General features: G+C 71.3%; 18 protein-coding genes. 4 read left to right on the top strand and 14 right to left on the bottom strand.

The annotated features are described in order from the left end of the window. Positions 1 to 10: 10 nt before the first annotated feature. The 8 genes from sufU to GUY59_RS13475 form a co-directional block, all read right to left on the bottom strand. Positions 11 to 451: a Fe-S cluster assembly sulfur transfer protein SufU gene (sufU, locus tag GUY59_RS13510; protein ID WP_138200247.1), complete on the bottom strand. Its 441-nt coding sequence runs from the start codon at positions 449 to 451 to the stop codon at positions 11 to 13. 2 nt (positions 452 to 453) lie between these two features. Continuing rightward, positions 454 to 1,710: a cysteine desulfurase gene (locus tag GUY59_RS13505; RefSeq protein ID WP_138200246.1), complete on the bottom strand. Its 1,257-nt coding sequence runs from the start codon at positions 1,708 to 1,710 to the stop codon at positions 454 to 456. Beyond that, positions 1,707 to 2,453, bottom strand: coding sequence for a Fe-S cluster assembly ATPase SufC (gene sufC, locus GUY59_RS13500; RefSeq protein WP_138200245.1), 747 nt, complete (start codon positions 2,451 to 2,453; stop codon positions 1,707 to 1,709). The genes GUY59_RS13505 and sufC overlap by 4 nt, the downstream gene beginning before the upstream one ends. 4 nt (positions 2,454 to 2,457) lie before the next feature. Continuing rightward, positions 2,458 to 2,778 carry a non-heme iron oxygenase ferredoxin subunit gene (locus tag GUY59_RS13495; RefSeq protein WP_132333236.1) on the bottom strand — a complete coding sequence of 107 codons (321 nt, stop codon included), beginning with the start codon at positions 2,776 to 2,778 and terminating at the stop codon, positions 2,458 to 2,460. Further along, entirely contained in the window at positions 2,775 to 3,899 is a 1,125-nt protein-coding gene (sufD, locus tag GUY59_RS13490; protein ID WP_138200244.1) for a Fe-S cluster assembly protein SufD, read from the bottom strand. The genes GUY59_RS13495 and sufD overlap by 4 nt, the downstream gene beginning before the upstream one ends. Continuing rightward, positions 3,899 to 5,311, bottom strand: a complete 1,413-nt coding sequence (sufB, locus tag GUY59_RS13485; protein ID WP_138200243.1) for a Fe-S cluster assembly protein SufB — start codon at positions 5,309 to 5,311, stop codon at positions 3,899 to 3,901. Before sufB ends, sufD begins: the two co-directional genes overlap by 1 nt. Next, the gene (locus GUY59_RS13480) at positions 5,308 to 6,006 is read right to left on the bottom strand and encodes a helix-turn-helix transcriptional regulator (RefSeq protein WP_138200242.1); all 699 of its coding nucleotides are present in this window, start codon (positions 6,004 to 6,006) and stop codon (positions 5,308 to 5,310) included. Before GUY59_RS13480 ends, sufB begins: the two co-directional genes overlap by 4 nt. 91 nt (positions 6,007 to 6,097) lie before the next feature. Beyond that, complete coding sequence (locus GUY59_RS13475; protein WP_138200241.1) at positions 6,098 to 7,324, bottom strand: multidrug effflux MFS transporter; 1,227 nt, start codon at positions 7,322 to 7,324, stop codon at positions 6,098 to 6,100. A gap of 183 nt (positions 7,325 to 7,507) precedes the next feature. Between GUY59_RS13475 and GUY59_RS13470 the strand changes: the two genes are divergently transcribed. Beyond that, complete coding sequence (locus GUY59_RS13470; RefSeq protein WP_138200240.1) at positions 7,508 to 8,416, top strand: ABC transporter ATP-binding protein; 909 nt, start codon at positions 7,508 to 7,510, stop codon at positions 8,414 to 8,416. Next, positions 8,413 to 9,210 carry an ABC transporter permease gene (locus GUY59_RS13465; protein ID WP_236667130.1) on the top strand — a complete coding sequence of 266 codons (798 nt, stop codon included), beginning with the start codon at positions 8,413 to 8,415 and terminating at the stop codon, positions 9,208 to 9,210. Before GUY59_RS13470 ends, GUY59_RS13465 begins: the two co-directional genes overlap by 4 nt. 38 nt (positions 9,211 to 9,248) lie before the next feature. On the opposite strand, the gene GUY59_RS13460 is transcribed toward GUY59_RS13465, so the two are convergent. Next, a complete protein-coding gene (locus tag GUY59_RS13460) occupies positions 9,249 to 10,451 on the bottom strand; it encodes an MFS transporter (RefSeq protein WP_138200239.1) in 1,203 nt (400 codons plus the stop codon). Positions 10,452 to 10,641: 190 nt separating this feature from the next. Between GUY59_RS13460 and GUY59_RS13455 the strand changes: the two genes are divergently transcribed. Continuing rightward, complete coding sequence (locus GUY59_RS13455; RefSeq protein WP_138200238.1) at positions 10,642 to 11,532, top strand: hypothetical protein; 891 nt, start codon at positions 10,642 to 10,644, stop codon at positions 11,530 to 11,532. Between the two features lie 210 nt (positions 11,533 to 11,742). Beyond that, the gene (locus GUY59_RS13450) at positions 11,743 to 12,672 is read left to right on the top strand and encodes an EamA family transporter (RefSeq protein WP_252374887.1); all 930 of its coding nucleotides are present in this window, start codon (positions 11,743 to 11,745) and stop codon (positions 12,670 to 12,672) included. A gap of 332 nt (positions 12,673 to 13,004) precedes the next feature. Here the strand turns inward: GUY59_RS13450 and GUY59_RS13445 are convergent, their stop codons facing one another. The 5 genes from GUY59_RS13445 to GUY59_RS13425 are packed head-to-tail and all read right to left on the bottom strand — an operon-like array spanning position 13,005 to position 16,948. Continuing rightward, entirely contained in the window at positions 13,005 to 13,673 is a 669-nt protein-coding gene (locus tag GUY59_RS13445; protein ID WP_138200237.1) for a GntR family transcriptional regulator, read from the bottom strand. A 14-nt stretch (positions 13,674 to 13,687) separates the two neighbouring features. Next, entirely contained in the window at positions 13,688 to 14,632 is a 945-nt protein-coding gene (locus GUY59_RS13440; protein ID WP_138200236.1) for an ornithine cyclodeaminase family protein, read from the bottom strand. Further along, on the bottom strand, positions 14,629 to 15,609 hold the full coding sequence (locus tag GUY59_RS13435) for a proline racemase family protein (RefSeq protein WP_252374886.1): 981 nt from the start codon (positions 15,607 to 15,609) through the stop codon (positions 14,629 to 14,631). Before GUY59_RS13435 ends, GUY59_RS13440 begins: the two co-directional genes overlap by 4 nt. After that, on the bottom strand, positions 15,606 to 16,607 hold the full coding sequence (locus GUY59_RS13430) for a proline racemase family protein (protein WP_138200235.1): 1,002 nt from the start codon (positions 16,605 to 16,607) through the stop codon (positions 15,606 to 15,608). The genes GUY59_RS13435 and GUY59_RS13430 overlap by 4 nt, the downstream gene beginning before the upstream one ends. Next, positions 16,604 to 16,948, bottom strand: a complete 345-nt coding sequence (locus tag GUY59_RS13425) for a dihydrodipicolinate synthase family protein (protein ID WP_171055347.1) — start codon at positions 16,946 to 16,948, stop codon at positions 16,604 to 16,606. The genes GUY59_RS13430 and GUY59_RS13425 overlap by 4 nt, the downstream gene beginning before the upstream one ends. Between the last annotated feature and the right edge of the window lie 147 nt (positions 16,949 to 17,095).

Raw genomic sequence — 17,095 nt, 5'->3', positions numbered from 1 at the left:
TTCCGCTCACTCACGTGGCAGCGCTCCTCACTACAGCGTCCTTGTAGGCCATCCAGGAAAGCAACGCGCATTTGACGCGCGCCGGGAACTTGGCGACGCCCGCGAACGCGACCGCGTCGCCGAGCACCTCCTCGTCGGCCTCCACCTGGCCCCTGCCCTGCATGAGCCGGGTGAACTCGTCGACCACGGAGAGCGTCTCCTCGACCGTCGAGCCGGTGGCCAGCTCGTGCAGCACGGACGCGGCCGCCTGACTGATGGAACAGCCCTGCCCGTCGTAGGAAACGTCCAGGATCTTGCCGGCGTCGTCCACCTTGACCCTGAGCGTGATCTCGTCGCCGCACGTCGGGTTCACGTGGTGAACCTCGGCGTCGTACGGCTCGCGCAGCCCCCGCCCCTGCGGGTGCTTGTAGTGTTCCAGGATCAGCTCCTGGTACATCGACTCGCCGATCATGGCTATGCGAACACCTTCTGAACGTGATGGAGGCCACGCACCAGGGCGTCGATCTCGCCCGTGGTGTTGTACAGGTAGAACGACGCTCGCGTGGTCGCCGGTATTCCGAAGCGCAGATGCAGGGGGCGCGCGCAGTGGTGCCCCACGCGTACGGCGACGCCGAAGCGGTCGTCGAGGATCTGCCCCACGTCGTGCGGGTGTATGCCCTCCAGCGTGAACGACAACGTGCCGCCGCGCTCCTCGATGGTGTCAGGACCGATGAGACGGAGGCCGGGCACCTCGCGCAGGGCATCGAGCGCGTGGGCCGTCAGCGTGCGCTCGTGGGCCTCGATGGACTCCATGCCGACGCCCGTGAGGTAGTCGACGGCCGCGCCGAGCCCGATGGCCTCGACGATCGGCGGCGTGCCCGCCTCGAACTTGTGCGGTACGGGAGCGTACGTCGAGCGGTCCATCCAGACCGCCTCGATCATCTCGCCGCCGCCCAGGAACGGGGGCATCGCGTCGAGCACCTCGGCCCTGCCCCACAACACGCCGATGCCCGAGGGGCCGACCATCTTGTGGCCGGTGAAGGCCACGAGGTCGGCGCCGAGCCGGGACACGTCCACCGGGTGGTGCGGCACGGACTGGGAGGCGTCGAGCAGGACCAGCGCGCCCATCTCGTGGGCCCGCGCGGCCACCTCGGCGACCGGGTTGACGGTGCCCAGCACGTTGGACTGGTGAGCGATCGAGACGATCTTCGTCCGCTCGGTGATGACGCCCGGGTCGTAGTCGAGCCGCCCGTCGCCGGTGACCCCGAACCACTTCAGTGTCGCGCCGGTGCGCTGCACGAGCAGCTGCCACGGCACGATGTTGGAGTGGTGTTCCATCTCGGAGATGACGATCTCGTCGCCGGGGCCGAGCGTGAAGCGGGGATCGGTGACGGCCGGGTTGCCGAAGGAGTAGGCGACCAGGTTGAGCGCCTCGGAGGCGTTCTTGGTGAAGACCACCTCGTCGCGCGAGGGCGCCCTGATGAAGCCCGCGACCTTGTCACGGGCGCCTTCGTAGGCGTCGGTGGACTCTGCGCCCAGCAGGTGCATGGCCCGGCCGACGTTGCTGTAGTGGAGCGCCAGGTGCTCGCGCATGGTGTCGATGACCTGGTTGGGCTTCTGCGAGGAGTTGCCCGAGTCGAGGTAGACGAGCGGTCGCCCGTCGGGCAGCTCGCGGGAGAAGACCGGGAAGTCCTTCCTGATCTTCTCCACGTCCAAGCCGTCGTATGTCATGCAGACGCCTTCGTGTACTGCTCGTAGCCCTCCGACTCGAGCTTGTCGGCCAGCTCGGGGCCGCCCTCCTCGACGATCCTGCCGCCCGCGAAGACGTGCACGAAGTCGGGCTTCACGTACCGCAGGATGCGCGTGTAGTGGGTGATCAGCAGCACGCCGGTCTCGCCGGTGGCGCGGAAGCGGTTGATGCCCTCCGACACCACGCGCAGCGCGTCGACGTCGAGACCGGAGTCGGTCTCGTCGAGCACCGCGATCTTCGGCTTGAGCAGCTCGAGCTGGAGGATCTCGTGGCGCTTCTTCTCGCCGCCGGAGAAACCCTCGTTGAGGTTGCGCTGGGCGAAGGCCGCGTCGATGGCCAGCGAGTCCATGCCGCTCTTCAGGTCCTTGGCGAACTGGCGCAGCTTGGGCGCCTCGCCCTGGATGGCGGTGACGGCCGAGCGCAGGAAGTTGGAGACCGACACGCCTGGGACCTCGACGGGGTACTGCATGGCCAGGAACAGTCCCGCGCGGGCCCGCTCGTCGACCGACAGCTCCAGCAGGTCGACGCCGTCGAGCAGCACCTCACCGCCGGTGATGGTGTATTTCGGGTGGCCGGCGATCGCGTAGGCGAGCGTCGACTTGCCCGAGCCGTTGGGGCCCATGATGGCGTGGGTCTCGCCGGACTTCACGGTCAGGTTGACGCCGCGCAGGATTTCCTTGTCCTCGACGGCGACCTTGAGGTCACGAATCTCTAGGGTGGACATGTCTTTATGACTCCTTCGAGAGCGAGACGAGGACGTCATCGCCGTCGATCTTGACTGTGTATACGTTCACGGGCCGGGTCGCTGGCGGCCCCGTGGGCTTGCCCGTACGGACGTCGAAGCACGAGCCGTGCAGCCAGCACTCCAGCGTGCCGTCGTAGACCTCACCCTCGCTGAGCTTGACCTCGGCGTGGGAGCAGACGTCGTGCAGGGCGAAGACCTCCCCGCCCTTGCGTACGAGCGCGACCGGCGTCTCCCCCACCTCGACGCCGAGCACCCCGCCGTCGGGGATGTCGTCGAGCGCGCACACCTTCTCGAATGCGGTCATCGGGCCAGCTCCGCCTCCATCGCGCCGAGCACGCGCTCGCGGATCTCCTCGACCTGGATCTTCTCGATGAGCTGGCCGAGGAAGCCCTTGATGACCAGGCGGCGGGCCTCGTCGTAGGGGATACCGCGAGCCTGGAGGTAGAAGATGTGCTCGTCGTCGAGGCGTCCGGAGGCGGAGGCGTGCCCCGCTCCGGCGACCTCGCCGGTGAGAATCTCCAGGTTGGGCACCGAGTCGGCGCGCGCCCCGTCGGTGAGGATGAGGTTGCGGTTGAGCTCGTAGGTGTCGGTGCCCTCGGCCTCGACCCTGATGATCACGTCGCCGATCCAGACGGCGTGCGCCCTCTCGCCCTGCAGCGCGCCGCGGTAGTCGACGTTGCTCTTGCAGTTGGGCTGCGAGTGGTCGACGAGCAGGCGGTGCTCCAGATGCTGGCCGGCGTCGACGAAGTAGAGGCCCGACAGGTCGGCGTCGCCGCCGGGAGCGGTGTAGGACACGCTGGGCGACAGGCGTACGAGGTCGCCGCCGAGCGTCGCCACGAAGCTGCGGAAGGTCGCGTCCTTGGCCAGCTGGGCGTGGTGGTGCGAGACGTGGACCGCGTCGTCCTCCCAGTCCTGCAGGCTGACGACCTTGAGCGTGGCGCCGTCGCCGACGACGAACTCGACGTTGTCGGCGTAGACCGCGCTCCCCTGGTGCTCGATGATCACCACGGCCTCGGCGAGCGGCCCGACTTTGACCACGACGTGACCGTAGGTGGCGCCGTCGAGGCCGCCGCCGCGCACCTCGACGCGGATCGGCTCGTCCGGCGTGGCCTCCTTGGGCACGGTCACGACCAACGCCTTCTCGAAGGCGGAGTAGGCCTGCGCGCTGACCCGGTCGGCCGGCACGTAAGCCTGGCCGATGCGGGGGTCGCCACGCCCCACCCACTCGGCGGTGACCCCGGCCGGCGTGGTGACCTGGGTGAGCGCCTGGCCGGTGACCTCGGCCTTGCCGTTGTGCAGCCCCTTCAGGCGCGAGAGCGGCGTGAACCGCCACGCCTCCTCGCGCCCTGTCGGGACGGCGAAGTCGGCCAGGTCGTAGGACGCCTTCTCGTGCAGGGTCGACAGGGGCTTCTCGTTCAGGCCCATCAGCCGACGGCTCCTTCCATCTGCAGCTCGATCAGCCGGTTGAGCTCGAGGGCGTATTCCATGGGCAGCTCGCGCGCGATCGGCTCGACGAAGCCACGCACGATCATGGCCATCGCCTCGTCCTCGTCGAGCCCGCGGCTCATGAGGTAGAAGAGCTGGTCCTCGCTCACCTTGGAGACCGTGGCCTCGTGCCCCATCGAGACGTCGTCCTCGCGGACGTCGACGTAGGGGTAGGTGTCGGAGCGGCTGATCTGGTCGACGAGCAGGGCGTCGCACTTGACGGTGCTGGCGCTGCCGTGGGCGCCCTCCTCGATCTGCACGAGACCGCGGTAGGAGGTGCGGCCGCCGCCGCGCGCCACCGACTTGGAGATGACGCTGGAGCTGGTGTGGGGCGCCAGGTGCACCATCTTGGAGCCGGCGTCCTGGTGCTGGCCCTCGCCGGCGAACGCGACACTCAGCGTCTCGCCCTTGGCGTGCTCGCCCATGAGGTAGACGGCCGGGTATTTCATCGTCACCTTGGAGCCGATGTTGCCGTCGACCCACTCCATGGTCGCGCCCTCGTAGGCCACGGCGCGCTTGGTCACCAGGTTGTAGACGTTGTTGGACCAGTTCTGGATGGTCGTGTAGCGGCAGCGCGCGTTCTTCTTCACGATGATTTCGACGACCGCGCTGTGAAGCGAGTCGGAGGAGTAGATCGGCGCGGTGCAGCCCTCGACGTAGTGCACGTAGCTGTTCTCGTCGACGATGATCAGGGTCCGCTCGAACTGGCCCATGTTCTCGGTGTTGATCCGGAAGTAGGCCTGCAGCGGGATCTCGACCTCGACGTTCGGCGGCACGTAGATGAACGAGCCACCGGACCACACGGAGGTGTTGAGCGCGGCGAACTTGTTGTCGCCCACCGGGATGACCGAGCCGAAGTACTCCTTGAAGAGCTCCTCGTGCTCCTTCAGGCCCGTGTCGGTGTCGACGAAGACGACGCCCTTCTCCTCGAGGTCCTCACGGATCTTGTGGTAGACGACCTCGGATTCGTACTGGGCTGCGACGCCGGCGATGAGGCGCTGCTTCTCCGCCTCGGGGATGCCGAGCTTGTCGTAGGTGTTCTTGATGTCGGTGGGCAGCTCGTCCCAGGACGTGGCCTGCTTCTCGGTCGAGCGCACGAAGTATTTGATGTTGTCGAAGTCGATGTCCGTGAGGTCGGAGCCCCAGGTCGGCAGCGGCTTCTTGTCGAACAGGCGGAGGCCCTTCAGGCGAAGGTCGAGCATCCACTCCGGCTCGTTCTTGAGCGCGGAGATGTTGCGGACGACCTCCTCGGACAGGCCGCGCTTGGCCGCCGCACCCGCGGCATCCGGGTCGGCCCAGCCGAACTTGTAATTCCCGAGGCCTTCCAGCTCCGGGCGGTCGGTGACAGTCACCTTCCGGTCTCCTTGCTCTTGTCTCTATGTGCGGATTCGCCCAGCGTCTGCGGGCTCACATGTGTCGTGCAGACCCCGTCGCCGTGGGCGATCGTGGCCAGGCGCTGCACCGGGACGCCGAGCAGTTGCGCGAACGCCTCCGTCTCGGCCTCACACAGCTGCGGGAACTCCGCCGCCGCGTGTGCCACCGGGCAGTGATGCTGGCAGAGCTGGTCGCCGCCCGACTTGGCCTTGCTGGCCGAGGCGGCGTACCCCTCCGCCGACAGCGCCTGCGCCAGCACCTGCACGCGCTGGTCCGCCGGCACCGTCCGCATGACCGGCTCCAGCCGCTTCAGCAGGCTCGAGACCTGCGAGCGGGCGAAGTCGGCCACCGCTTCGTCGCCCATGCGCTCGGCCAGGAAACGCAGCGCGCTCCCGGCCAGGTCGTCATAGGCGTGCTCGAAAGCACTGCGCCCCGCGTCGGTGATGGCGAACAGCTTGGCCGGCCGCCCGCGACCGCGCTGTCCGCGCGGGCGCGCCATGCGAGGCTCGATCATCCCGTCGGCCAGCAGCACGTCGAGGTGGCGGCGGACGGCGGCGGGCGTGAGCCCGAGCCGCTCGCCGAGCGCCCCGGCCGTGACGGGACCATGCTCCAGGATCAGCCTGGCGACACGGGCGCGCGTGCCGCGCTCGGTGCCGGGCTCACTCAGGTGCATGTTTTTCACAACATCAGTGTGCCGTAATTCCTTCCCGCTTCACAAACGGATCGGGGAACCGGGGGAATGCAATTTCTCACGCAGGGTAGGCTTACCTAACTTGCGGGCGGACCAGGGCTGCGAAGATCACGGCCGAGCCGGAGATGAGCCCCAGCATGACACAGGCCATGGGCACCGCACTGCCCGATCCCACCAGCCCGACCAGCGGGGCCGCGACCGCGCCGAGCGCGAACTGCAGCACGCCGAGCAGCGCCGACGCGCTGCCCGCCACCTGTGAGGGCTGCGAGGCCAGCGCCAGCGCGCCGGTGCCCGGCAGCACCAGGCCCTGGCCGAGCATGATGACGAACAACCCGGCCACGATGTACCACAGGCCGAACCCGGCGAGCGCGGCCGCCAGCAGCAGCACGGCCCCCGTCAATCCGATGGCCAGCCCGATGAGCACCAGCCGCGCCGGGGGCACCCGCCCCGCCAGCCGGCCGCCGAGCTGGGCCGTGATGGTGAGGGCGATCGCGTTGAGCCCGAAGATGAGGGAGTACTGCTGGGGCGTGGCGTCGTACACCTCCTGGAGGACGAACGGCGAGCCGGAGATGTAGCTGAACATCGCACCGAACGCCAGCCCGGCCGTCAGGGCGGAGCCCATGAACGGGCGGTCGCGCAGCAGCCGCCAGAACGTGCGCACGGTGTGCCCGAGCCCGCCGCTCTCCCGCTCGGCCGCGGGCAGCGTCTCGCGCACGCCCGCCAGCACGGCCACCAGCAGCACCGCGCCGATGAGGCTGAGCACCACGAACACGCCCCGCCACGAGGTGAACGCCAGCACCTGGGCGCCCGCTATCGGCGCCAGGATGGGAGCCAGGCCGCTGACCAGCATGAGGGTGGCGAAGATGCGGGCGATGGCGGCGCCGTCGTACAGGTCGCGCACGACGGCCCGCACGATGACCAGCGCCGCGCCGCCCAGCATGCCCTGCAGCAGCCGGAACGCGATCAGCATGGGCACCGACGGCGCGAACGCGCACAGCAGCGAGGCCAGCATGAACCCGGTCACGCCCACTATCAGCGGCACCCTCCTGCCGCGTACGTCGCTGACCGGCCCGGCGATCACCTGGCCGACGGACACGCCGATGAGGCAGGCGGTGAGGGTGAGCTGCACCTGCGCGGGGACGCTGAGCATCTGGGAGGTGATGGCGGGCAGCGCGGGCAGGTACATGTCGATGGAGAGCGGCCCGATCGCCGACAGCGCCCCGAGGATCACCAGCAGCAGGCCGCGGCGGCTCCTCCGCTCATGAACGACGACGGCGGACGTGGCTTCTGCCACGGACATGTGCGCCCCTTCCCTCGCAGACCGGCGGCCCCACGAGGGCCGAAGGATCAAACCAGGAACAGCTCCTCCGAATTCCCGGTTATCAGATATTTCTTGGGGATCCCATGACCCGGACGAGGAACACCGGTCGGGCCGTACTCACCTGCGGCAGGGACCGCCCACCGCAGTCCCTAAACTCATGGCATGGACTCCCCAGCCGTCGAGATCATCGACCTGGTCAAACGTTACGGCGGCACCACCGCCGTCGACGGCCTCACGCTCCGCGCCGAACGCGGGGCGGTCACCGCGGTCCTCGGCCCCAACGGCGCGGGCAAGACGTCCACGGTGGAGATCTGCGAAGGGTTCCGCGAGGCCGACGCGGGCACGGTCAGGGTGTTCGGCCTGGCGCCCGCGCTGCCCGAGCTGCGCTCGCGGGTGGGGGTCATGCTGCAGGCGGGCGGCGTGCCGCCGGCGATGCGCTGCGCCGAGTGGCTGCGTCTCGTCTCGCGTTTCTACGCCCGCCCGCTCGACTCCGGCGCGCTGCTCGCCCGGCTGGGGCTGACGGAGCACGTACGCACGCCCTACCGGCGGTTGTCGGGCGGGCAGCAGCAGCGCCTGTCGCTGGCCGCGGCCGTCGTCGGGCGGCCGGAGCTGGTCTTCCTCGACGAGCCGACGGCCGGGCTCGACCCGCAGGCCAGGCACGCCTGCTGGGAGCTGGTCGGCGAGCTGCGCGGCGCGGGCGTGTCCGTCGTGCTGACGACCCACCACATGGACGAGGCCGAGCGGCTGGCCGACCACGTGGCGATCATCGACAGGGGTCGGGTGGTGGCCGAGGGCAGTCCCGCCTCGCTCACCGGCGCCGAACGCCAGCTGCGGTTCAGGGCGCGGCCGGGGCTGGCGCTCGACGAGCTGCTCAACGCGCTGCCCGCGGGCAGCGCGGCCAAGGAGTCGCCCGCCGGGCACTACATCATCGAGGGCCTGGTCGGGCCCGAGCTGCTGGGCACGGTGACGGCCTGGTGCGCCTCCGAGGGCGTCACCGCCGACGACCTGCGCATCGAGCGCCGCACTCTCGAAGACGTGTTCCTTGAGCTGACCGGCAGGGAGCTGCGATGACCGCTGTGCCGTCACCCGCTGGAGGCGCGATGACCACGCTCGACCTCACCCCCGCGCCCGGCGCGGCGCCGTTCCCGCGCATGGTGTTCGCGCAGGCGTGCGCCGAGGTCCGCGCGACCCTGCGCAACGGCGAGCAGCTGGCCCTCACCCTGGTGCTCCCCGTGCTGCTGCTGGTGGGGTTCTCGATGATGCCGCTGATCGACGTGGGCGGCAGCCGGGTCGACTTCCTGACGCCCGGCGTGCTGGCGCTGGCGGTCATGTCCACGGCGTTCACCGGCCAGGCCATCGCGACGGGGTTCGAACGCCGCTACGGCGTGCTGAAGCGGCTGGGTGCGACGCCGCTGTCCAGAGCCGGTCTCATGCTCGCCAAGACGGCCGCCGTCGTGGCCGTGGAGGTCGTCCAGGCCTTCGTGATCGTGGCCGTGGGGCTTGCGCTGGGATGGCGGCCGCAGGGTTCGTTCCTGAGCGCGGCGCTGCTCATCGTCGTCGGCACGGCCGCCTTCAGCGGCCTGGGGCTGCTCATGGCGGGCACGCTGCGCGCCGAGGCGACGCTGGCCGCCGCCAACCTCGTCTACCTGGTGCTGCTGGGCGCGGGCGGGGTGGTCTTCCCCCTGTCGAAGTTCCCCGAGGGCATGCGGCCGGTGCTGGAGATCCTGCCGATCTCGGCGCTGACCGGCGGCCTGCGCTCGGTGCTCGCCCAGGGCGCGGCGCTGCCGCTCGTCCCGCTGACCGTGCTGGCGGCGTGGGCGGTGCTGTCGCTGGGGCTGGTCTCACGCACCTTCCGCTGGGAATGACCGCAGACCCGAGCCGGGCATGACCGGCCTGCCGGGGTTCATTCGGGTCGCGGCTGGGGCGTCTCGGCGCTGAGGGCTCCGTAGCGGCGCCGCGCGAGGGCGGCCACCACGGTCAGCGGTACGGCCGCGCCCGCCGCCAGGCCGAACAGCAGCGCGTACCTCCCGTGGTCGGCCAGCGGCCCGCCCGCCCAGGACGCCACCGCGCTGCCCACGAACAGTGCCGAGGCGAAGAACGCGATCGTCGTCCCCCTGGCCTCCGGCACGACCGAGGTGGCCCACGTCTGCAGCGACGAGTGCAGGAACGACCAGCCGCCGCCGAGCAGCAGCGCCGTCACGGCCACGGTCGGCAGGCTCACGTGCACGGTCACGATCGCGAACCCGGCGCACAACTGTGCGCCGCCCACCGTCATCAGCACAGGCGGGGACCAGCGGCCCACCAACCGCTTGACGACCTTGGACAGCGCCCACAGGCCCAGTCCGTACGCGGTGATGGCGAGCCCTGCCACGGCCGCGGCGAACCCGGCGTGCTCCAGCGCGGTGGCCAGGAAGGGCATGACGCCGAGCAGGATCGCGCCCTCGACGAACGCCAGCCCGAACACCAGCAGCGCCCATCCGTGCCCGAGCACCGCCCCCAGGTAGCGGCCCACGCCCCGCGCGGCGCCGGCGGCGCGGGGGGGCTCGGGCAGCGAGCGCAGCGCGACCGCACAGACCAGCGCGCACGCGGCGGGCACCAGGAAGGCCACCCGCCAGTGCAGCAGACCGGCGATCACTCCGCCGACGCCGGTGGCCAGGGCGGTGCCGAGCGAGGCGGCGGCCATCAGGTCCGTGAGCGCGCGCTGCCGCACCGACGCCCTGACCGTGTCGCCCACGTACGTCAGGCTGGTGGGGATCACCGCGCCGAAGCAGGCGCCGGCGACGATCCTGGCCGCCACCAGCGCCCCGAGCACGGGCATGAGGGCGGAGACCAGGCCCGCCAGCGCCGCGCCGAGCAACGCTCCGCGCATCACCCGCACCCGGCCGAACCGGTCCGACAGCAGTCCCCACAGCGGCTGGGACAGCCCGTAGGCCAGGTAGTAGCCGCTGGCGGCGGTGACGGACGCCGCCAGGGACACCTCCAGGTCCCTTGCGATCAGCACGAGCATGGGGGTGACGGCGAAGCGGTCGAAGCTGCTGACGAACGACGACACGGACAGGGCGGGCGGCGGCCGCTCGGTGCTCACGGGGAGGTCAGGGGCTTTCATATGTCCATAGTTCGTTTGCCTAACTAAACTAAAAGGATCGAGCACCACTCTAAGTGGGGACATGTCGGGAGGGTCAGCGCGGCCACCCCGAGCCGCTTCACCGGCGAGGGCCGCCGAGCGTAGTTGGACAACTACCGTAAAGGGCTGGCACGGTATCCTGATGCGGTTCGTCAGGGGATTTGTCGCAGTCTTGTCAGTCCTGGTCGGTTGCCTGGTGGCGGTCGCCGCCGTACCCGTGCGGTGGGCCGACGGCCAGCTACAGACGGACGCGTACGCGACCACGGTGGCTCCGCTTCTCCAGGACCGGGAGCTGCAACGCTTACTGGCGAACACCGCGTTCGACGCGGCCGACGCGAAGGGCTACGCGGTTCCGCGCCGTTGGAAGGACCGTGTCCGCACCCAGATGGCCACCATCCTCGCCACTCCGCAGGCGCGGCAGACATGGCTGGACGCGAACCTCGCGGGACGCGATCTCGTCGTGGACGGCACAGGCAGCACGATCGTGGTCGACACCGGCGACCTGATCGGCTACGTCCGCGAGCGGCTCAAGGCCCTCGGGGTCAACCTGCCACGGACGCCGAGCGAGGCCGACACCAAGCTCACGCTGGCCGACTCGCCCCAGATCGCTCAGGTCAGGGAGTCCGTCCGGCTGCTGCACACGCTGGCAGGCGTCCTGCCGGTGGCCGCGCTCGGCGCGCTGGCGCTCGCCGTCCTGGTCGCACGGCGGCGGTTCGTGACGCTGGCGTCGGCCGGCTTCGCGGTCGCGCTCGGCATGGGTGGCGCGATGGTCGCGCTGGGCATCGGCAGGGATCGCCTGCTCGGCTCCAGCGCGCTCGCGGCCGGCGAGGCGACCGGCACACTGGCGGCGTCGGTCTACGACGCGTTCGGGAACTCCTTGCGCGCGGACCTGCTGACCGCGCTCGTGGCCGCGGCCGTCGTCGGCGCGGCGGGGGTGGCGGCGACCATCGTGGTGCCGCTGCTTCGCCGCCGTTCCGGCGAGGCGGACCCGCCACCCGGTGCACGGGCGTACGCGGTGCCCGCACAGGCGGGGTATGAGCAGGGCACGAGCACCACGATGTGACACGCGAGTGCGTGTCGTTCGCACGGTGCGGGGGTTCCGCGGCGGCCCCATGCCATGGGCTCCCGAGCGATGGCTACCATGTTGAGCTGGACATTGACTGGAGACTCCACCCGAACCTGGCACGTCAGCACGGCCAAGAGCGGACATCCAGCTCAAGATTCCGGTCACCTGCCCTCTCAGGGGTTGCCCTTCTCACAGCCGAGGAGTCTCGTGTCCTTCGCCCTCGACGACCCGTTCGACCGCCGCCCCACCCTGTCCGGGCCGGGCGGCGTGCTGCGCGCGGCAGCCGACTCGATCCCGCCGTCGAGCCTCGTCCTGTTGGGGATCTTCTCCGTGCAGCTCGGCGCCGGATTCGCCAAGGAGCTGTTCGCGGCATTGCCGCCGAGCGCGGTGGTGTTCCTGCGCATCACGGCGGGGGCGCTCATCCTGGGCCTGTTCGTCAGGCCGCGGCTCAAGGGGCTGACCCGGCGTGACTGGGCGGTGGGCGTCGGCTTCGGCGCGACGCTCGCGCTGATGAACCTGAGCTTCTACGAGGCCCTGTCGCGGCTGCCGATGGGGATCGCCGTGGCCGTCGAGTTCCTCGGGCCGCTGGGCGTGGCGGTGGCGGCCTCCCGGCGCAGGCTCGACCTGCTGTGGGTGAGCCTGGCCGGCGCAGGCGTCGTGCTGCTCGCGCCGTGGGGGCAGTCGGCGTCGGTGAGCTGGGCGGGCGTCGCCTTCGCGATGCTGGCGGGAGCGTGCTGGGCCGGATACATCCTGCTGTCGGCGGCGGCCGGGCAACGTTTCCCGGGCACGAGCGGGTTGTCGTTCGCGATGATCGTGTCGGTGGCGCTGATCGCGCCCGTCGGGGTCACGACCGGCGGGGCAGACCTGCTCCAGCCGGAGCTGCTGCTGATCGGGCTCGGCGTGGGGCTGCTGTCGTCGGTGATCCCCTACTCGCTGGAGCTGCAGGCGCTGCGGCGCATGCCCAAGCGGGTGTTCGGCATCCTCATGAGCCTGGAGCCGGCCGCGGCGGCGCTGGTCGGCGTGCTGCTGCTCAGCGAGTTCCTGCACGTGCAGCAGTGGGCGGCGATCCTGTGCATCGTGGCCGCGAGCCTCGGCTCGACGAGGAGGGCCGGCCGCGCGAACAAGCGCGGCGAATGACGCCGTCGTCGCAGGACGGGCCGCCGCGCGCCCGTGGGATGGGGTCTCGGGCGCGCGGCGGGGGGCTCGGCCTCGGTGGGCGGGTGTGCCGAGCCCGGTGAAGGTCAGCGGAGTGCGGGAGTCCGCTTGACCAGGCTGACGCCACCGCCCGGCAGCGGGGATGGCGTGGTCCGGTGGTCCGATGGACCGGGACGACGGGCCAGCCGGGCGCCCTCGCGAGGCGCCGCTCAGCCGGCCCGCATCGAGGTTACCTCGATCGGGGAGCCCGCGATCCCTAAATATCGGAACTTACCGCTCGAATTACGGACCGCCCCGCTCCGTGCGGGCCGGGCTCAGTGTTCGGCCCAGATGCCGCGTACGTGCCCGATGTGCTCCTCCATGATCTGGCGCACGGCGGCGGCGTCGCCGCTCTTGAGCGCGTCGAGCAGCGTCAGGTGCTCCATGGCCGAGTCGGACAGGGTGCCGCGCTCGGAGAGCTGGGACAACCCGTAGAGCCTGGCCCTGGTACGCAGGTCGCGCACCACCGACACCAGGTGCGCGTTGCCGCACAGGGCCAGCAGCTCGACGTGGAAGCGCAGGTCGGCGTCGATGTAGGCCAGCAGGTCGCCCCGCTCGCTGGCCGAGACGATCTCCTCGGCGATGGGCCGCAGCCGCTCGAACTCCTCGGCCCGCGCGCTGTCGGCCAGCCTGGCCACCGTGGGCACCTCGATGAGCTGGCGGATCTCGGTCAGCTCGTCGAGATCGCGGTCGGACAGCTCGGTCACCCGGAAGCCCTTGTTGCGCACCGCCTCCACCAGGCCCTCCTTGGCCAGGTCGAGCATGGCCTCGCGGACGGGCGTGGCCGACACGCCGAACTGGGCGGCCAGCACCGGCGCGGAGTAGACCACTCCCGGCCGCATCTCGCCGGTGATCAGCGCGGCGCGCAGCGCATGGGCGACCTGCTCGCGCAGGCTCTGCCGCTCCCCCACCATCGGCAGGTCGAGCCGATCCTCGGCGACCATCCCGCCACCCCCTCCTACGTCCACGCCTCGTACGCGGCGGCCGCGACCACGAGGTCCTCCCACGCCATGCCCGTGCCTTTGAACACACGCGGTCCCGGCCCTGTGACCACTCTCCCTCCGATCAGGTCGGCGAGGTTGCCGGCGAGATGACCGCTGGTGATCGTACCTTGGCGGATCGGGACGATCAGGTCACCCGCTTCCTCCAGGGCGGCCGCCCTGGCCTCGACGACCACGGTGGCACGCGCGACCAGATCGCCGTCGAGCTCGCGTGCGCCGGGCTCGTGCGAGCCCACGGCGACCACGGTGGCGCCGTCGCGGGCGAGCTTACCGGGGAACAGGGGTTCCCTGGCGGTGGTGCAGCACGCCACGAGGTCGGCCCAGGCCACCGCCTCGTGGGTCTCGCCCTCCTGTGCGGAGGTCAGGGACCGCGCGTCCAGCCCGAGCGAGCGGCAGTGCCCGGCGAGCGCCCGCGCGCGTCCGGGGTCGCGCCCGACGACCGTCACCTCCGCGACGGGCGCCACCTCGCGGAGCGCGGCCACGTGCCCCCACGCCTGCGGGCCGCTGCCGTACACCACCAGCCGCCGCGCCCCCGGCCCGGCCAGGTGGCGGACGGCGAGCGCCGAGACGGCGGGAGTGCGCAGCGAGGTGAGCGCGATCCCGTCCATGGCCGCGAGCGGGGCCAGCGTCTCGCCGTCCAGCAGCAGGTACGTCCCCTGGATCCGGGGCAGACCCCGCCCGGGGTTGGCCGGCGCGACGGTGGCGGCCTTCACCCCCGCGTACCGCCCGGCCGCGGCCGGCATCAGCAGCAGCTGCCCGGCGGGCACGTCCACGACGGACCGTTGCGGTGTGGTCTCCGGGTCGAGCCCCGCCCTGAGTGCGTCTTCGAGGACGTCCACGGCCCGTCCGGGCGGCACCAGCCGCTCCAGCGTGGCGGCGTCGAGATACGGCAGTGTGCTCATCGCAGGGTGAACCCCGTTCCCATCGGATCGTCGGGATCGAGCGTGAAGGAGTGCCGCCCGGTCCGGTACGCCATGCCTTCGATCTCCGGTACGACAGCGCCCTCGGCGACGGCGGCCACCCGGGCGCGGAAGGTGCTGCCGACGACGCTGGTGTGGATCAGCGGGCCGCGCAGCCCCTCCTCGTGCAGCAGCGCCAGGCGGGCGGCGGTGCCCGACCCACAGGGTGAGCGGTCCACCTCGCCGTCGGCGAACACCGCGACGTTGCGCTGGTGGGCCACGCCGTCCACGTCGGGCAGCTCGTCGTAGAAGATCACGCCGTAGACGCCGGAGAGCCGGTCGTCGGCGGGATGCCGGGAGGCGGGGTGGCCGGCCAGGTCCGCCTTGACGCGCCGGGCGCGCTCGATGAGCGCGGGCAGGTGCCGCGGCTCCACCGCCAGCCCCACCGCCGCGGCGGGCGCCGAGGCGTAGATGGCGCCGCCGTACGACACGTCCACCGTCGTTCCCCCGGCCGGCACGCGGCGGGCGAGCACGAACGACGGCACGCTGACGAACGTCACGGCCCGCACCCGGCCCTCCGAGCAGCGCACCCGTGCCGTGACGCGGCCCGACGGCACGTCGATGACCACGTCCGTCTCGCCGTCGGGAACAGCGTCGGCCATGCCCTCGCGCACCGCGTGCACGCCCAGCGCGATCGTGCCGTGGCCGCAGGCGGTGGAGAAGCCGTCCTTGTGCCAGAACAGCGCGCCGAACCTCGCGCCCGGGTCGTCAGGAGGGACCAGGAAGCATCCGTACATGTCGGCGTGGCCACGCGGCTCGTGGCACAGCAGCCGCCGCACGTGGTCGAGGTCCCTCATCGCCGCCGAGCGGCGGTCGAGCACGTCGGAGCCGGGGATCTCGGGCACGCCGCCGGTCACGATCCTGAACGGCTCGCCGCCCGTGTGGTAGTCGGCCGTCGTGATCTCGGACACCCCGCTCACAGCTCGAATCCCGCGGGGAAGGGGTCGCGCGGGTCGAGGAAGTACTGGGCGGTGCCGGTGATCCAGGCGCGGCCGGTGATCGACGGCGCCACGGCGGGCCCGTCGCCCACGGTCGTCTCCTCCAGCAGCCGGCCGACGAACCGGGTGCCGATGAACGACTCGTTCACGAAGTCCCGTCCTAGCGGCAGCTCGCCGCGGGCGTGCAGTTGCGCCATGCGGGCGCTGGTGCCGGTGCCGCACGGCGAGCGGTCGAACCAGCCGGGGTGGATGGCCATGGCGTGCCGCGAGTGGTGGGCGTCGGAGCCGGGCGCGGCGAAATAGACGTGGTGGCAGCCCCGGATGCGGTCGTCCTCGCGGTGCACGGGCTCGTCGGCGGCGTTGACGGCCTCCATGGTGGCCAGGCCGGCCGCGATGATCTCGTTCTTGGCCTTGCGGTCGAACGGCAGGCCGTAGTCGCCGAGGTCGACGATCGCGTAGAAGTTGCCGCCGTAGGCCAGGTCGTACGGGATCGTCCCGAACCCCGGCACGGTCACGGCGGCGTCCAGCCGGTCACAGTAGGAGGGCACGTTGCGCAGCGTCACCGACATGGCCATGCCGTCCTCGACGGCCACGTCCACCGCCACCAGCCCGGCGGGCACCTCCAGGCGTACGGTGGTGACCGGCTCGGTGACCTCCACCATGCCGGTCTCGACGAGCACGGTCGCCACGCCGATGGTGCCGTGCCCGCACATCGGCAGCAGCCCCGACACCTCGATGAACAGCACCCCCCAGTCGGCGTCCGGCCGCGTGGGCGGCTGCAGGATGGCGCCGCTCATCGCCGAGTGGCCACGCGGCTCGGTCATCAGCAGCGTGCGGATGTGGTCGAGGTGGTCACGGAAGTGGACGCGCCGCTCGGCCATGCTCGCGCCGGGGATCACGCCCACGCCTCCGGTGATCACGCGCGTCGGCATGCCCTCGGTGTGGGAGTCGACGGCGTGGAATACGCGCTTTGTCCTCATCGCAGCCCTTCCGACAGTGCCTTCTCTGTCGCCGCCCGCACGATAGCGGCCTGCTCGGCCCAGCGGCGCGACTCCGCGGCACCGTACGCGCCCGCCCCCGCCATCACGTTGCGCCCGCCGACCGCCTCGACGGCGGTCTCGACCACCCGCGCCCGCTCCCGCGAGGTCAGCGTCTGGTACTCGCCGAGCGATCCGTTCGCCACGACGCCGGCGCAGCCGTGGCCGGCCAGCCAGAGGCAGTGGGCGGCGTAGGCGTCGAAGTCGACGGTCAGGCCTTCGCCTCGCATCGGCAGCGCGGTGGCCACCATGGCGCCGTGCCAGGGCTTGCCGCGGTGTTCCATCACGAGTTCCTCCGTGTCGGGGGGTCCGGGTGAGAAGGTGGATCGTCCGCATGGGCCCCGCCGGTCCCGTCGCCGGTGACTCCGGCGCTCGCCTCGCCGCTCTCGCTGAGCGCGCCGAGGGTGACCGGCTGGGCGATGGGGCGGCGG

The sequence above is a fragment of the Nonomuraea sp. K271 genome, from assembly GCF_009908215.1.
Taxonomy (GTDB): domain Bacteria; phylum Actinomycetota; class Actinomycetes; order Streptosporangiales; family Streptosporangiaceae; genus Nonomuraea; species Nonomuraea longispora.
The sequence above is the reverse complement of the archived record's forward strand: the minus strand, read 5'-3'. Positions and strand labels throughout refer to the sequence as shown.

Bases quoted from the DNA above. Each gene is read 5' to 3' on its own strand.
- GUY59_RS13425 (WP_171055347.1), bottom strand. From the start codon at position 16,948: ATGGAACACCGCGGCAAGCCCTGGCACGGCGCCATGGTGGCCACCGCG.
- GUY59_RS13445 (WP_138200237.1), bottom strand. From the start codon at position 13,673: ATGGTCGCCGAGGATCGGCTCGACCTGCCGATGGTGGGGGAGCGGCAG.
- GUY59_RS13440 (WP_138200236.1), bottom strand. From the start codon at position 14,632: ATGAGCACACTGCCGTATCTCGACGCCGCCACGCTGGAGCGGCTGGTG.
- GUY59_RS13475 (WP_138200241.1), bottom strand. From the start codon at position 7,324: ATGTCCGTGGCAGAAGCCACGTCCGCCGTCGTCGTTCATGAGCGGAGG.
- GUY59_RS13465 (WP_236667130.1), top strand. From the start codon at position 8,413: ATGACCGCTGTGCCGTCACCCGCTGGAGGCGCGATGACCACGCTCGAC.
- sufC (WP_138200245.1), bottom strand. From the start codon at position 2,453: ATGTCCACCCTAGAGATTCGTGACCTCAAGGTCGCCGTCGAGGACAAG.
- sufD (WP_138200244.1), bottom strand. From the start codon at position 3,899: ATGGGCCTGAACGAGAAGCCCCTGTCGACCCTGCACGAGAAGGCGTCC.
- GUY59_RS13495 (WP_132333236.1), bottom strand. From the start codon at position 2,778: ATGACCGCATTCGAGAAGGTGTGCGCGCTCGACGACATCCCCGACGGC.
- GUY59_RS13480 (WP_138200242.1), bottom strand. From the start codon at position 6,006: ATGCACCTGAGTGAGCCCGGCACCGAGCGCGGCACGCGCGCCCGTGTC.
- GUY59_RS13505 (WP_138200246.1), bottom strand. From the start codon at position 1,710: ATGACATACGACGGCTTGGACGTGGAGAAGATCAGGAAGGACTTCCCG.
- sufU (WP_138200247.1), bottom strand. From the start codon at position 451: ATGATCGGCGAGTCGATGTACCAGGAGCTGATCCTGGAACACTACAAG.
- GUY59_RS13460 (WP_138200239.1), bottom strand. From the start codon at position 10,451: ATGAAAGCCCCTGACCTCCCCGTGAGCACCGAGCGGCCGCCGCCCGCC.
- GUY59_RS13430 (WP_138200235.1), bottom strand. From the start codon at position 16,607: ATGAGGACAAAGCGCGTATTCCACGCCGTCGACTCCCACACCGAGGGC.
- GUY59_RS13470 (WP_138200240.1), top strand. From the start codon at position 7,508: ATGGACTCCCCAGCCGTCGAGATCATCGACCTGGTCAAACGTTACGGC.